This window comes from Leifsonia sp. EB34 (assembly GCF_041260585.1).
Classification (GTDB): domain Bacteria; phylum Actinomycetota; class Actinomycetes; order Actinomycetales; family Microbacteriaceae; genus Leifsonia.
Window position 1 is genome coordinate 1 of sequence record NZ_JBGCCV010000004.1, and the last position, 14,261, is coordinate 14,261.

A 14,261-nucleotide genomic window follows, 5' to 3' on the forward strand; every position below is an offset into this window, starting at 1 on the left:
ACGCGGTCCTGGACGACGAGTTCCCCCTCTCGATGTTCTACGAAGCGCTGAACAAGAAGATGGCCACCGTCATCGAGTCCACCTCCGGCATCACCCGCGAGAGCGACGCCTGACGACGCCCGTGGGCGCGTCAGCGTCGCGGGAACCAGAGGGAGAGCTGGTGGGCGATCCGCCCGACATCCTCGAGCTCACCCGCCGCGATCGCCACGATGAAGTCGAACATCGCGTCCTCCTCGTACCGCTCTTCATGACCGTTGAGCTGAAAGAACAGGACACACACGATCCAGCCCGTGCGCTTGTTCCCGTCGAGCAATGCGTGGTTGCGCAACAGGGAGTGGAGGAGGGCGGCGCCTTTCGCGTAGACCCCGGGATACGCGTCGCGACCGAACAGAGTGGCTGCCGGCCGCTCGAGCGCCGACTGCAAGAGCACGGTGTCACGGACGTAATCCAGCGGGTCGCCGCCGTGGACGGCAGAGATGACGAGGAGCGACTCCTCGAACGTCACGTACCGGACGCTCACGCGTCCCGCAGTCGCTCGAGCAGGCCGGCGTTCTCCGTGACGATACGGTCGATCATCTGCTGAGTGGCGCTATCGTGCGCCGCAATGTAGGCGTCCACGGCATCGAGCACCGTCGCGGTGAAGTTCGTGTGGGTGTCAGCAGCGATCGCCGCGAGAGCCGTGACCTGGTCGTCCCGGAACGCGATGAGTTTCTTGCTGCGGGCGGGGGGCATCGTCTGAGTCATGGATCCGCCTCCTATATATCGACGTTCATCGAGTATATACACGAACCGGCAGCGGCGGCTTCCCCAGCGCCCTACCCCGCCGCGGCGACGCGCTGCGCGAGGTACTCCACCTCCGCGACGCGGCGGCGCTGCGCGCCGGGCGCATACAGCCCTGCGCTCTCGTCGACGAACCCGCGCACCGTGGCGGCCATCGCCGCTACCGCGTCCGCGGCGAGCGCGCTCTCGTGCTCCGCCCGATGCAGCGCGAGCACATGCCGCCGCAGCCCCGGCTCGAGGGTCAGCAGCTCCGTCCCGTCCCCGGGCAGCGCAGAGAGCGCGGGCACGAGGGCGATGCCGATGCCCGCCTGCACGAGGCCGCGCACGGAGTCGGGGCGGGCGCCGCGCATCGCGACGAGGGGGTCGAAGCCCGCTCCCCCGCACAGGCGGATCAGGCAGTTGTCGCCGGCGGAGCCCTCCCGGGTGGAGACCCAGGTCTCGGCGGCCAGGCGCTCGATCGCGACCGTCCCGGCGCCGGCGAGCGCGTGACCCTCGGGCACCAGGAGGTACAGCTCCTCGTCCAGCAGCGGCGTCACCGTCGCAGCGGATGGCCAGCGCTGGGGCACCAGGTCGTACTCGGCGACGACCGCGACATCCAGGAGCGCGTCGCGCAGCTTGGCCACCAGCTCGTCCGGCTCGCCCTCGTCCAGCGCGAGATCGACGTTCGGGTGCGAGCGGCGGTAGTCGGCGAGGCTGCACGGGAGCAGGCGCTCGTTCGCGGCCGCGAAGCCGCCGATGCGGAGGCGGCCGAAGCCTCCGGAGCCGAGGCCGCGCATGTCGTCCTCCAGCGCGCCGAGCGCCATCAGGATGTCGTGGGCGCGTTCGGCCAGGAAGAGCGCGGCCGCCGTCGGCCGGATGCTGTGGGCGTCCCGCTCGAACAGGGTCGCCCGGAGGCTGTGCTCCAGCGCCGCGACCTGCTGCGAGACCGCCGACCCGGTGTAGCCGATCTGGCGGGCGGCGTCCGCGAACGAGCCCGTGCGGACTACGACGGACAGCGTGCGGAGATGGACCGGGTTGAGCATGAGCGTCAGGTTCCGTCGGAGAGGGAGGCGGCCGCGAGCGCGCTGACCGGTGACGCGAGCAGCCGCTCCACGTCCACCCGTCCGCCGGCCGCCGCGAAGTCGCGGTCGACCGCGTCGCGCAGCGCCGGGTCGGCCAGGTAGTCGGCCATCGTCGCCGCGAGCCCGAACGCGCTGTCGATCACGGCGGCGTCGCCCAGCGGGCTGATCGCCTGCCGGCCGAAGGGCGCCGTGTGCATGACGATCGGCTTCGGCGAGATGCTGACGGTGGGGTGGATGGCCGGGCGGCGCACGCTCACGTTGCCGAGGTCGGTCGACCAGCCGCCGCCGACGAGGCCGGGCGGGTCGAGCACGATCCGCCGGCCGCGCGCGGAGAGGTGGGTGAAGTAGCGGGCGGCGAGCGCGGCGTTGCTGCGCACCGGGAGGTACGCCGGGAACGGGTCCCAGCGCTCCTGGAGCCGGGTGCCGGAGAGGAGGGCGGCGCCGTCGAGGATGCGTTGCACGCGTTCGGACAGGTCCACCAGCCCGTCGAGGGTCTCCGAGCGCAGTTCGACGGTGAGGCTTGCGGTCGCCGGGACGACGTTGGTGGCCGATCCTCCGTTGGTGATGATGGCGTGCAGCCGGTCGGTGGCCGGGATGTGCTGGCGCAGCGCCGCGACCCCCTGGTACGCCGCGACCACGGCGTCCAGGGCGTTGCGGCCTTCGTGCGGGGCGGAGGAGGCGTGGGCCGCGACGCCGTGGAAGGTCGCCTCGACGTCGCGGACGGCGAGGGAGGTGAACGACGCCACCTCGTCCGGCCCGGTGAACGGGTGCACCATGACGACGGCGTCGATGTCGTCGAACGCGCCAGCACGCTCCAGCACTTCCTTGCCTCCGCCGTTCTCCTCGGCCGGCGTCCCGAGCAGCACGACGGAACCGCCGAGCTCCGGGAGTTGCGCACTCACGCCGAGGAAGGCCCCGACCGCCGCGGCGCAGATGACGTTGTGCCCGCAGCCGTGGCCGACCTCGGGCAGCGCGTCGTACTCGGCGAGCACCGCGATGCGCGGGCCGCCCGTGCCGGCCTGGGCGCGCAGCGCGGTCGGCATCCCGAACACGCCCACGGTCGGCGCGAAGCCGTGCCGACGGAGGAACTCGGACACGATGGCGGCCGAACGGTGCTCCTCGAACCCGACCTCGGGCGTCGAGTGGATGCAGTGGCTGAGGCCGATCAGGTCGGACCGGGCCTGGCCGATCGCGTGCTCGACGGCCCGGAGGACGTGGCCGGGGGCGCCCGTGGTGCGGGGCGTCGCGGTCGCCGGGCCGTCGGTCACCGGGGTGTCGGCGGAGGAGCGTTCAGGTGACATCGTCGTCTACTCGATTCGAGGGAGCGAGAGTTGAAGCTTTTTCTTACGATAACTCTTAGACTGTCGTAAGTACAACTAATCATGGAAGAATGTGCGCATGACGGACAACTCGCTCCCGGATGTCCCCCGCCTGCGCCTGCTCAGCGAGGTCGCGCGGCAGGGCTCGCTCGCCGGGGCGGCGCGGACGATCGGCATCAGCTCCTCCGCGGTCTCGCAGCAGATCAGCATCCTCGAGCGGGAGGCGGGCGTGAAGCTGCTCGACCGCTCCCCGCGCGGCGTCGGCCTCACCGGCGCGGGCGAGATCCTGGTCGAGCACGCCCGCCGCATCCTCCGCCTGCTGGAGGCCACCCGCGCCGAGATGGACCAGCTCAGCGGCGAGCTCGCCGGCCGCGTCCGCATCGGCGCCATCCCCTCCGTCGCCCGCTTCGTGCTGCTGCCCGTCGCCGAGAGCCTCGCCGCCGACGCCCCCGACATCGAGCTGACGGTCAACGTCATCGAGCCGGCGGAGAGCATCGACCTGCTGCTCGGCGGCGCGCTCGACGTCGCGATCATCGACCTCTACGACAACGTGCCGATGGCGTTCCCCGACTACCTGCACACGACCGAGCTGCTGCGGGAGCCGCTGGTGCTGGTCGCCCCGCCCACGTTCGACATGCCGGCGAAGGTGCGGCTGGCCGACCTCAAGAACGAGCCCTGGGTGATGCCCGAGGAGCTCGGCGCCTGCGGGCAGGCGGTCCGCTTCGCCTGCCGGTCGGAGGGCTTCGAGCCCAACGTGCGCTGGCACACGGCGGACCTCCTCCTCCTGGTCGAGTCGATCTCGCGCGGCCGGGGCATCTCGGTGCTGCCGCCGCTCTCGATCGACCGCGGCGTCGCCCCCGTCAGCATCCACGCGCTGGACCGGCCCCACCTCGGCCGCCGGGTCCTGGCGGTGACACGGGCGGCGGACGAACGCCGGCCGATCGTCCGTGCGGTGCTGGACGAGATCCGCCAGGCCGCGGCGACCCAGAAGGCCGTGATCGAGGCGGCGGCCACGGCCGGGAACTGACGAGCGCGGCCCAGCCGAAGGATCCCTGGCGGCAGCACCAGCGACCGCCGCGCTCGGAATGGTGCGCACGATCCCCCCGACTCGCACACTGGTGAACGAACCCCCATCACCGGCATTCCGAGGAGAAGATCATGACCGCCGAACGACTCATCGCACAGGTTCCCGGCCACTGGCAGGTGCCCGGCCAGTTCACCATCAACCACAGCCACGGCATCCGGGTCGGCGACATGATCTGGGTCGGCGGCCAGGAGGACCTGGACGAGCACGGCAACGTGCGGCACCCCGGCGACATCGAGGCCCAGTGTCACGCCGTGATGCAGTCCCTCCAGGCGGTCATCGAAGACCTCGGGGGGACGATGGGCGACGTGGTCCAGTTCAACACGTTCTATTCGGGCGAGCTCAGCGTCGAGGAGTGGCAGCGCACCTACGACATCCGGTTCAGCTACTTCCCGAAGCCGGGGCCGACCGCGACCGGCATCCTGATCGGCAAGGAGCTCAACATCCCCGGAATCCGGGTGGAGGTCAACGCCGTCGCCGTCGTCGGCAGCGCGGCGCGCGACACCGGGCGCCCGGCCGTGACCGCGGTGACCGCATGACCGCACGCACCCTGGGCGTCATCCTCTGCGACCTCGACTCCTACGCGGTCGACGACCTCGACTGCGTCGAGGCGGGCGCCCCGGCGATCAGCGCCAACCCGGTCGGCTTCTTCGAGAACCCGGCGAGCTGGCCGGGGATCCCGGTGTCGTACGCCGTCGCGCGCGGCGCCCGGGTGGAGCGGCTGGTCGCGGGCGACCCGGTGGCGATCGACGCCTTCTGGCGCGCCAGGGAGCGGCTGGCGCACTGCTCGCTCATCATCACGGACTGCGGGTTCTTCTACTACGCGCGCCAGTCCGACCTCCCGACGGCGAACACGCTGACCAGCAGTCTGGACCTCCTGCCGCTCGCCGCCACCCTAACCAGGGCGCGGATCGGCGTGCTCACCGTCTCCGCGCCGCTCGCGAGCCGCATGCTCGCGGCCGACCCGCTGTACCCGCGGCTGACGATCGTCGGCCTGGAGGATCAGCCGGGCTGGAGCGGCATCCTCACCGACGACCACGCCTACGGCAACGGCTGGGACCTCGGCACCCTGCGCGCCGGCGTGGAGGCCGTGCTCGAACGCGAGTGCGCGCCGGGCGGCCGCCTCGCGGACGTCGGCGCCCTGGTGCTGGAGTGCACGCTGCTGCCCGAGTTCCGCCGCGACATCGCGCAGTACACCTCCGTGCCGATCCTCGATGTCGCATCGTTCGCGCTCAGCGCGCTCGGCCCCGGCTTCGACAGCGGGGCCGGCTTCGACAGCGGGGCCGGGTACGACGACGGGACCGGTCAGGTCGCGAGGCCGCGCAGGTAGGCGGAGTACCCCTCCGGCGCACGACCGGAGAGCCGGCCAGAGGTCGTCACCGGATGGCGCTCGCTCTCCGCGATCCGGAAGCGGGCGTCGCGCAGCCGGGCGACCAGGTCGACGTCCTCCCCGACGAGCAGTGGGAGGAAGCCGCCCACCCGCAGGTACGCGTCCGCCCGCACGCCCAGGTTGGCGCCGTGCACGTGGCCGAGCGTCGCGCCGGGCGGATGGCTGCGCTGCCAGGCCCGCCGTCGCGGCTCGTCCAGCTCGGCGAGGCGCGGGACGACCGCGCCGACGTACGCGTCGGCGGTGCGCGCCGCGCGCAGGTGCTCCCGCAGCCACGGCCGCGGAACCGTGCTGTCGGCGTCGGTGAACGCGATCCAGGTGCGGTCCGGCGACGAGCCGCATGCGCGCAGCCCGGTGAGGACGGCGTCGTGACGGCTCCGGCCGACGTTCTCGTGCTCGCGCTCGATCACCAGCGAGTCGGGGAAGCGCCGCGCGACGTCCAGCGAGCCGTCCGTGCAGGAGTCCAACACCAGGACGACGGACGAGCGGACCGGGACGGCGGCGCGGGCGCGCTCCAGGGAGCGCAGGCAGTCCGCGAGCGTGGCCTCCTCGTCTCGCGCGGGCACCGCGATGAGGATGTGGTCGACGCTCACCCGAAGACCTCCAGGACGAAGTCCTCGTCGTGGTGCCGCACGAGCGGCCGGAGGCCGGAGCGGTCGGCGAAGGCCGCGTGCGCGTCGGCGCCCGACTGGGCGAAGTCGTCGGCCTGCCCCGTCCAGTGGCAGAGCACGACGTGGCCGCCGGCAGCCAGCGAACCGGCGATCCGCTCCACCGTCGTCGCCCACTGGTCGGCCGCGAGGTAGTAGGCGACCTCGGACACCACGATCAGGTCGAACGAGCCGTCCGGCCACTGGTCGGGGACGCGCATCCGCCGCACGAGCACGTTCGGCTCCGCCGCAGTCCGCTCCGCCGCCAGCGCGACCGCCGCGGCGGCGCTGTCCACGCTGAGCAGCTCCGCGCAGCGCTCGCCGAGCAGCGCAGACATCTCACCGTTGGAGCAGCCGATCTCGAAAGCGCGCCGGTACTGCTCCTTCGGCAGCGCGGCCTGGATCAGCGCGCGCTTGCGGCGCTCGTACCAGCGCGTGCGCACCGACCACGGGTCGTCGCTGCCGCGGTGCAGTGCCTCGAAGTGGTCGACCGGGGCGCGCGTGTCCGGTTCGAGCAGCACCTCCCTGCCGCGGACGGCCCGCTCGACGAACCCCTCGCTGAGCACGCCGGCCGGGTTCCCGGGCGAATGGAGCTGGCTCGAGAACGCCGCGAGCGCCAGACGTTTGCGTTCCCGCGCGGCCGCGGTGACCGCGAGCCGGCTCGCCCGCTCCCAGGGCAGGTCGTCCGGCGTCCCCCACTGCCACAGCCACAGCGGGTAGAGCAGGAGCGTGTGCCCGCGCTCGGCGCAGACGGCGGCGACTTCGCGTCCCAGGGTCCGGTGGTCGCCGTGCCGATCCCCCGGCCACGGGGCCAGCACGAGGGTCGCGCCGGCGGGGCGGTCGGCGAGGGCGCGGTCCACGGCGGCGCGCAGGGCGTCCGCCTCGTGCTTGAGACCGCCGTCCGGCAGGCCGAGCGCGGCGACCTCGGCGGGTGTGCTGAGGCGCTCGAGAGCCTCCCGCAGCTCGCCGATCCGCTCGCCGTCCCCACCCGTCGCCACGACGACGGAGACGGGAAGGTCGAGCTCCCCGGCCATCGCGAGGAGGCCGCCCACGCCCAGCGTCTCGTCGTCGGGGTGCGCCGAGAAGACGACGATCCCGCTGAAACCCGCCAGCCACTCTGCGCTCCGCTCCGGCACGGACTCCCAGCGGGCCGGGTCCTCCCAGTCCTCGAAGGAGGTCTCCGCGACCAACGGGTCGAACGTCACCACGCGCGCCCCCCTCCCGCCAGGTGGCCGGCGAGCGAGGCGTCGTCGCGGCCGCGGTGGTACTGGGACACGTACAGCTCCAGGTCGGCGCAGCGGCGGGCCAGGTTCTCGTCGAAGGCGAGGGCGGCGGGGCCGAGGACGTCCCGCGCAGCGGCGAGCGCGGCGACCACGGCGTCGGCGACGGTGCCCCGGACGGCGTGCGCGAGGACGGCGGGGTCCGCCACCTCGCCGGCGTCGATCCGGCTCGCGGCGTCGTCGAGGGCCAGCCGGCCGCTCTCCAGCCGCCGGTACAGCTCGCCCGTCCGCGCGGCGCCGAGCTGGTCGTCCGGACGTGTGCGACAGCGTGCCGTGAGCGCCTCCAGCACCGGCAGGCAGCCGCCCCACCAGCACGCGGCCACCCCGATCGCGCCCCAGCGGAAGCCTGGGCGATCGAGGTACCAGCCCTCGCCGCCGACGGGCCGGACTGGCGACCGGTCGAAGTCGACCGGCCCGCTGACGACCGCGCTGAGACCGCGCGCGACCCACTGCGCCGGAGCCGCGCTCACCCCGGGCGCCCCCATCGAGACCGCGAACATCCGCCGGCCCCCCTCCGGGGTGGCGGCGGTGACGAGGGCGCTGGTGATCCGCCCGGCGAGCGAGCACCACGGCTTGCGGCCCTGCAGGGTCCACCGGTCGCCGTCCTGGCTCGCGACCAGCGAGGCGTCCGGGCCTTCCGCCGCGAACACGCCCCAGACGGTCCCCCGCTCCGGCTGCGGCTCGTCGGCCTCGGCGAGGATCGCCACGGCGTCCAGGTGCGGTTCGAGCACCCGTGCGGCGGTGACGTCGACGGCGGCGACGCGCGCCAGCCCTCGGAAGCGCTCGGCCGTGCGGCCCGACGCGGGCAGCGGGAGCAGGTCCGTCGGCGGTGTGGAGCGGAGCGCGTCGAGCAGCGGCCCCACTTCGCCGCCGCACGCGGCCGCGGCGGCCAGATAGCCCTCGATCCCGACACTCACGACCGGCGGGGAGGTGTCAGGATCATGCATGTCCCCCACGCTCGGATCGCGCGCGCCGGCGCGCAACCCCCTTGCGCCGCCGCGACCGGTGTGTCCGCTCGTCTGTGTCCACTCGGCTGTGTCCGCTCGTCTGTGTCCACTCGGCTGTGTCCACTCGTCTGTGTCCACTCGGCTGTGTCCACCCCTCGGGAGCCCAACTGCGGCCGTCGCTCGCACGGTACCCGCCGGTCACCCGCCAGACAACCGGGTACGTCCCGCCCGGGGCCCGCGTAGCGTCCGTTGCGGAACCTCTCCTGCACCCGGCCGTGCCCCGACCGGGCGCACCGCACGAAAGGAACACGAACGATGAGCGAACGCGACCCACGCAACACCGACCCGGACGACCTGCCCGACGGAACCGGCCCCCAGTCCGAGGAGTCGGACGACGGCGCGGACACGGCCTCCGGCGGCGGCGCCGACGACCGGTAGCGCCACCACCACCAGACCACGACGAAAGGGGAGTTCCGGCGAATGCCTGAGAGCCAGTACGAATTCGACAATCCCGTCGACCGCTACCCGCACATCCACCCGCCGGAGGCGCAGGTCCCCGAGCCGGGCCGCGACAGCGAGCTGGACCCGCCCGCCGACCGCGGCGAGTCCAGCTACGTGGGAACCGGCCGCCTCACCGGCCGCAAGGCCATCGTCACCGGCGGCGACTCCGGGATCGGCGCGGCGGTGGCGATCGCGTTCGCGCGCGAAGGCGCCGACGTCGCCATCGTCTACCTGCCCGAAGAGGAGGTCGACGCTCAGGCCGTGGCCGAGCAGATCCGCGGCGCGCAGCGGACCGCGCTGCTGATCCCCGGCGACCTGACCGACCGGGCGTTCTGCGACCAGGTGGTGCAGCGCGCCGTGGACGAGCTCGGCGGGATCGACATCCTCGTCAACAACGCGGGCAAGCAGGTCTTCTGCCCCGACCTGACCGAGCTGCCCGACGAGCAGTTCGACCAGACGATGAAGACGAACGTCTACGCGATGTTCTGGCTGACCAAGTCGACGCTCCCGCATCTGCGCGCCGGCTCCACGATCATCAACACGACCTCCGTGCAGGCCTACCTGCCGAGCGAGCTGCTGGTGGACTACGCCACGACCAAGGCCGCGATCAACACGTTCACGAAGGCCCTCGGGCAGCAGCTCGCGCCGAAGGGCATCCGGGTCAACGCCGTCGCCCCGGGGCCGGTGTGGACGCCGCTGCAGGTCAGCGCGGGCCAGCCGCCCGAGAAGCTGCCCGACTTCGGCTCGCAGACCCCGCTCGGCCGGCCAGGACAGCCGGCCGAGCTGGCGCCGGCGTACGTGTTCCTGGCGTCGCCGGAATCCAGCTATGTCGTCGGAGAGACGCTGTCGGTCACCGGCGGGATGCCGACGCCGTGAGCCCCGGTGGACCCCCGGCGTCCGGGCGCCGGGGGTCCACCGCTCAGCGTCGCGCGGCCCGGCCGCCGACGGCCACCAGAGCGGCCGCGACCGTTGCGGCCCCAGCGGCGCCGAGGGCGCGGCGGTTGCGCGACGCCCACGCCTGCGCACTCCGAGCCTTCGCCCGGCCGTCGAACGGGCCGTGCGTGCCATGGTCGACGTCCCGGTCCGCGGGCTCCCACAGGTTCGCGGGCTGGTCGGCGGGACGCGGCTCGTCGGTCTGCTGGGACGCGTAGCCGGTCCGGCCCAGGTAGCGGTCGAGGAGCCCGGGGATGAGCCGGTTGCCGATGATCGTCTGCACCGTCGAGATCCCCACCCAATAGGCCCGGCGCGGCCGCAGGGCGGCGTGCACGATGGTGCGCGCCGCGACCTCCGGCTGGTAGATCGGCGGGACCGGCTGGGCCTGCTTCGGCAGGCGCGACAGCAGCCAGCGGAACTGCGGCGTGTTCATCGCGGGCAGGTGCACCATCGTGATCGCGACGTCGCTGTGGTCGTGCATCAACTCGGCGCGCACCGACTCGGTGAACCCGACGATCGCGTGCTTGGCTCCGCAGTACGCCGACTGCAGCGGGATGCCGCGGTACGCGAGCGCGGAGCCGATCTGCACGACGACCCCGCGGCCGGCCGGGCGCATCCGGCGCAGCGCCGCCATCGTGCCGTACACGAAGCCCAGGTAGCTCACCTCGGTGGTCCGGCGGAACTCCTCCGGGGCGATCCGCCCGAATTCCGCGAAGACGGACGAGAACGCGCAGTTCACCCACACGTCGATGCGTCCCCACTCGGAGACCACCCGCTCCGCCGCGGCTTCCACCGCGTCCGCGTCGGCGACATCGACCGAGACGGTGAGCGCACGGCCTCCGGCCGCGCGCACGTCGTCGGCCGCGGCTTCCAGCCCCGCCTCGCCGCGGGCCAGCAGGGCGACGCTCGCGCCGTGCCGGGCGAACTCGACGGCGGCGGCGCGGCCCACCCCTCCGCTGGCGCCGGTCACCACGACGACGGCGCCCTCCAGTGTCTCGATGCGGCTCATCGGTTCTCCTTCATCTGGGCTCCTTCATCCGTGCTTCTTCGGTCAGCGGTCAGGTCCACCGCCGATGCTCCGCGCTGCCTCCGAATCCGGTCAACCCCTTGCGTTCGGGCGGCACTGGGCATTGCATCCGAAGGGTCGGGACGAACCGAGGAAGGGGCACGATCATGACCGTGAAGCTCAACCGGAAGGCCCTCGACCACGCCCGAAGCCTGGTCGAGAAGGGCACCGTGGTCCACGACGAGCGCGACGACTGGAGCGAGGACGCACCGAGCGCGGACGCGGAGAACAAATTCATCGAGAAGCACGGCTGGGAGCAGTACGCGCTCTGGCACCTCGGCGAGGACGCCGAGAAGAGCGAAGAGACGAAGGGCCGGTACAGCTTCCCGTACGGCGACTTCGCCAAGGTCCACCGCTGCGCCGTCATCTCGCTGGAGAGCCGGGCGGCACAGAACGACCACGATGACATCGCCCGCGCCTCCAAGAAGCTGCTCGAGCAGCTCGACGGCGAGTGAGGCCGGGCGTGGGCCGTAAGGACACCAGGAACAGGACCACGAGGAAGCTGCGCCGCAGCGACACCGTGCAGGGGATCGACCGGCTCGTGCGGAACGTCGAGACGGGCAGGTTCGAGCGTTCGCTCTCCGCCCTGACGGCCGCGGGCGCCGTCGTCACCGCCGCCGAGATCTACTTCGAGCACGACAAGGCGAGCTTCGGCAATCGCTGGATGTGGGCTCCCGTGATCCTGGGGCCGATCGGCGCCGTCGCGGGGGTGGCCGGGTTCTTCAGCAAGACCGCCGCCAAGACGGCGCTCCCGCTCGCCGCGGCCACGATCGTGGCGAACGGCGTGCAGGGCGTCTACCTGCACGCCCGCGGCATCGGCCAGAAGCCCGGCGGCTGGCACAACCTCCGCTACAACCTGGAGATGGGACCGCCCCTGCTCGCTCCGCTCCTGGTGACCCTGGTCGGCGGGATGGGCCTGCTGGCCGCGATCCTGAGGCGGGAGAAGTGACGGCCGCGAGCCAGGGCGACGGCGACCGGGTGCCGGAGCGCTTCCCCGGCTTCCGCGTGCTCGACCAGGCGCCGGCGTGGGACGAGACGACCCGCGCCACCGTGCTGGACCGGGTCGGCCGGCCGCCGGACATCCGCTTCTTCGACGCGACCGAGGAGGCCGCGGCGACGGCGTTGTTCGACCGCCTGCTCGACCAGCACCCCGAGAACCGGGCGGTCCCGGTGACCGCGATGGTGGACGCCCGGCTCGCCGAGAAGGAGACCGACGGCTGGCATTACGACTCGATGCCGGACGACTGGGTCGCCTGGCGGACGAGCCTGGCCGCGCTCGACGAGGAGGCCCACGCACGGCACGGCCGTGCCTTCGCCGTGTGCGGGGAGGACGACCAGGTCGCTCTGCTCGCCGACGTGAAGGACGGCGACGGCGACTGGCGCGGCTTCCACCGGGCCCGCATCTGGAGCCTGTGGACCCGGTACGCGTGCACCGCCTTCTACAGCCACCCAGCGGCCTGGGACGAGATCGGCTTCGCCGGTCCCGCCTACCCCCGCGGCTACAAGAACCTCGGCATCGACCGGCGGGAGCCGTTCGAGGTCGCCGACGCCCGGCCGGGCGACCTCCCCCAGGCCGGGACGGGATCCGCATGAGCACCGTCCGCGACCGCAACGACTCCGCCTGGCTGCTGACGCCCGACGGCTCGCGTGCCGAGCCGCGCCTGACCGAGCAGATGCGGCGCTTCGCCGACAGCGACGAGGTCGACATCGCCATCGTCGGCTGCGGCGCGGGCGGCTCCGTGCTGCTGCAGCGCCTGGCGCGCGCCGGCTGGGACGCCGTCGCGTTCGACGCCGGCCCGTTCTGGGACCCCGCACGCGACTGGGTGAGCGACGAGGCGGGCTCCCACCACCTCTACTGGACGGAGCCGCGGCAGATCGGCGGCGACGACCCGGTGCCGCTCGGGTCGAACAACTCCGGCCGCGGCGTCGGCGGGTCGATGGTCCACTACGCCGGGTACGTGCCGCGCTTCCACCCGAGCGACTTCCGCACGTTCACCGCCGACGGCGTCGGGGCGGACTGGCCGATGGAGTACTCCGACCTCGCGCCGTTCTACGACGACATCGAGAACGAGCTCCCGGTCGCCGGCGAGGACTGGCCGTGGGGCGACCCGCACAGCTACCCGCATCGGCCGCACCCGGTGTCGGGCAACGGCGAGACGTTCCTCCGGGGCGCCTACGCGGCGGGCGTGGAGGCCAAGGTCGGGCCCGTGGCGATCACGAACGGCCGGTTCGGGCACCGGCCGCACTGCATCTACCGCGGGTTCTGCCTGCAGGGCTGCAAGGTGAACGCCAAGGCGTCGCCGCTCATCACCCACATCCCGGACGCGCTCGCCCACGGGGCCGAGGTGCGCGCGGACAGCATGGTCACCTCCGTCGAGGTCGATCAGTTCACCGGCCGGGCGACCGGGGTGCACTACGTGAAGGACGGCGTCCCCCGCTTCCAGAAGGCCAGGATGGTCGCCATCGCCGGATACTCGATCGAGACGCCGCGCCTGCTGCTCAACTCGGCGTCGGCGCGCTTCCCGGACGGCCTCTGCAACGACTTCGACCTCGTCGGCCGCTACCTGATGGTGCAGGGCGCACCGCAGACCGCCGGCCGGTTCGAGCAGGAGATCCGGATGTGGAAGGCGCCGCCGCCCGAGGTGAGCACGGAGGAGTTCTACGAGACCGACCCCACCAAGCCCTACAAGCGCGGGTACTCCATCCAGACCGTCTCGCCGCTGCCGATCACCTGGGCGGAGCACGTCATGGCGCAGGGGTACTGGGGCGCGGACCTGCGCCGCTACATGTCGGACTACGTGCACTGGGCGTGCCTGGGCGCGCTCTGCGAGTTCCTCCCGCGCGCCGAGAACCGCGTCACGCTGGCGGACGAGAAGGACCGCTACGGCCTCCCGGTCGCGCACTTCGCATACTCGCAGGGCGACAACGACCGCGCGCTGGCGAAGGCCGCGCAGGCGACCATGGAGCGCATCCTGGAGGCCGCAGGCGCCCAGGAGACCATGACCGTGCAGCGCTATGCGCACCTCGTCGGCGGCGCGCGCATGGGCGCGGACGAGACGCAGGGGGTCGTCGACGCGGACTGCCGGGCGTTCGCCGTCCCCAACCTGCTCATCACCGACGGGAGCGTGCTGCCGACGCAGGGCAGCGCCAACCCGGCCCTGACCATCATGGCGGTCGCCGCGCGTGCGGCGGACCGCCTCATCCGGCGGCCCCAAGGCTGAGCAAGCCATGCAGGCCGCTGGAACACCGCAGATCG

18 protein-coding genes are annotated in these 14,261 nt (G+C 72.8%); 10 read left to right on the plus strand and 8 right to left on the minus strand.

The window, feature by feature from the left end:
* A partial coding sequence (locus ABIA36_RS17970) for a DUF6421 family protein (protein ID WP_369964100.1) occupies positions 1-113 on the plus strand: 113 nt, incomplete at its 5' end.
* Positions 114-130: 17 nt separating this feature from the next.
* On the opposite strand, the gene ABIA36_RS17975 is transcribed toward ABIA36_RS17970, so the two are convergent.
* The 4 genes from ABIA36_RS17975 to ABIA36_RS17990 form a co-directional block, all read right to left on the minus strand.
* Entirely contained in the window at positions 131-505 is a 375-nt protein-coding gene (locus ABIA36_RS17975) for a type II toxin-antitoxin system death-on-curing family toxin (RefSeq protein WP_369963941.1), read from the minus strand.
* An 11-nt stretch (positions 506-516) separates the two neighbouring features.
* The gene (locus ABIA36_RS17980; RefSeq protein WP_369963942.1) at positions 517-744 is read right to left on the minus strand and encodes a hypothetical protein; all 228 of its coding nucleotides are present in this window, start codon (positions 742-744) and stop codon (positions 517-519) included.
* A gap of 71 nt (positions 745-815) precedes the next feature.
* Positions 816-1,802: a LysR family transcriptional regulator gene (locus tag ABIA36_RS17985; protein ID WP_369963943.1), complete on the minus strand. Its 987-nt coding sequence runs from the start codon at positions 1,800-1,802 to the stop codon at positions 816-818.
* A gap of 5 nt (positions 1,803-1,807) precedes the next feature.
* A complete protein-coding gene (locus ABIA36_RS17990; RefSeq protein WP_369963944.1) occupies positions 1,808-3,142 on the minus strand; it encodes a M20 family metallopeptidase in 1,335 nt (444 codons plus the stop codon).
* Positions 3,143-3,239: 97 nt separating this feature from the next.
* On the opposite strand from ABIA36_RS17990, the gene ABIA36_RS17995 reads away from it, so the two are divergent.
* The 3 genes from ABIA36_RS17995 (at position 3,240) to ABIA36_RS18005 (ending at position 5,574) form a co-directional block, all read left to right on the plus strand.
* Positions 3,240-4,187 (plus strand): LysR family transcriptional regulator, encoded by a 948-nt coding sequence (locus tag ABIA36_RS17995; protein WP_369963945.1) that lies wholly within the window; start codon positions 3,240-3,242, stop codon positions 4,185-4,187.
* A 131-nt stretch (positions 4,188-4,318) separates the two neighbouring features.
* Positions 4,319-4,783 (plus strand): RidA family protein, encoded by a 465-nt coding sequence (locus ABIA36_RS18000; RefSeq protein ID WP_369963946.1) that lies wholly within the window; start codon positions 4,319-4,321, stop codon positions 4,781-4,783.
* On the plus strand, positions 4,780-5,574 hold the full coding sequence (locus ABIA36_RS18005; protein WP_369963947.1) for a hypothetical protein: 795 nt from the start codon (positions 4,780-4,782) through the stop codon (positions 5,572-5,574). The genes ABIA36_RS18000 and ABIA36_RS18005 overlap by 4 nt, the downstream gene beginning before the upstream one ends.
* Here ABIA36_RS18005 and ABIA36_RS18010 read toward each other — a convergent pair.
* Genes ABIA36_RS18010 through ABIA36_RS18020 form a run of 3 tightly spaced genes read right to left on the minus strand, consistent with a single transcriptional unit; the run spans position 5,550 to position 8,505 of the window.
* Positions 5,550-6,224 carry a glycosyltransferase family 2 protein gene (locus ABIA36_RS18010; RefSeq protein WP_369963948.1) on the minus strand — a complete coding sequence of 225 codons (675 nt, stop codon included), beginning with the start codon at positions 6,222-6,224 and terminating at the stop codon, positions 5,550-5,552. The genes ABIA36_RS18005 and ABIA36_RS18010 overlap by 25 nt on opposite strands.
* Positions 6,221-7,486: a PIG-L family deacetylase gene (locus ABIA36_RS18015; protein ID WP_369963949.1), complete on the minus strand. Its 1,266-nt coding sequence runs from the start codon at positions 7,484-7,486 to the stop codon at positions 6,221-6,223. Before ABIA36_RS18015 ends, ABIA36_RS18010 begins: the two co-directional genes overlap by 4 nt.
* Entirely contained in the window at positions 7,480-8,505 is a 1,026-nt protein-coding gene (locus tag ABIA36_RS18020) for an acyl-CoA dehydrogenase family protein (RefSeq protein WP_369963950.1), read from the minus strand. The genes ABIA36_RS18015 and ABIA36_RS18020 overlap by 7 nt, the downstream gene beginning before the upstream one ends.
* Positions 8,506-8,820: 315 nt before the next feature.
* Here ABIA36_RS18020 and ABIA36_RS18025 point away from each other — a divergent pair, with 315 nt between their 5' ends.
* On the plus strand, positions 8,821-8,943 hold the full coding sequence (locus ABIA36_RS18025; protein ID WP_369963951.1) for a hypothetical protein: 123 nt from the start codon (positions 8,821-8,823) through the stop codon (positions 8,941-8,943).
* Positions 8,944-8,985: 42 nt separating this feature from the next.
* On the plus strand, positions 8,986-9,882 hold the full coding sequence (locus ABIA36_RS18030; protein ID WP_369963952.1) for a glucose 1-dehydrogenase: 897 nt from the start codon (positions 8,986-8,988) through the stop codon (positions 9,880-9,882).
* A gap of 43 nt (positions 9,883-9,925) precedes the next feature.
* Here the strand turns inward: ABIA36_RS18030 and ABIA36_RS18035 are convergent, their stop codons facing one another.
* Positions 9,926-10,948: an SDR family oxidoreductase gene (locus tag ABIA36_RS18035; protein WP_369963953.1), complete on the minus strand. Its 1,023-nt coding sequence runs from the start codon at positions 10,946-10,948 to the stop codon at positions 9,926-9,928.
* Between the two features lie 164 nt (positions 10,949-11,112).
* On the opposite strand from ABIA36_RS18035, the gene ABIA36_RS18040 reads away from it, so the two are divergent.
* Genes ABIA36_RS18040 through ABIA36_RS18055 form a run of 4 tightly spaced genes read left to right on the plus strand, consistent with a single transcriptional unit; the run spans position 11,113 to position 14,226 of the window.
* Entirely contained in the window at positions 11,113-11,460 is a 348-nt protein-coding gene (locus ABIA36_RS18040; protein WP_369963954.1) for a hypothetical protein, read from the plus strand.
* A gap of 8 nt (positions 11,461-11,468) precedes the next feature.
* Entirely contained in the window at positions 11,469-11,954 is a 486-nt protein-coding gene (locus ABIA36_RS18045) for a hypothetical protein (RefSeq protein WP_369963955.1), read from the plus strand.
* A complete protein-coding gene (locus ABIA36_RS18050; protein ID WP_369963956.1) occupies positions 11,951-12,598 on the plus strand; it encodes a gluconate 2-dehydrogenase subunit 3 family protein in 648 nt (215 codons plus the stop codon). Before ABIA36_RS18045 ends, ABIA36_RS18050 begins: the two co-directional genes overlap by 4 nt.
* Positions 12,595-14,226 (plus strand): GMC family oxidoreductase, encoded by a 1,632-nt coding sequence (locus ABIA36_RS18055; RefSeq protein WP_369963957.1) that lies wholly within the window; start codon positions 12,595-12,597, stop codon positions 14,224-14,226. Before ABIA36_RS18050 ends, ABIA36_RS18055 begins: the two co-directional genes overlap by 4 nt.
* Positions 14,227-14,261 lie beyond the last annotated feature (35 nt).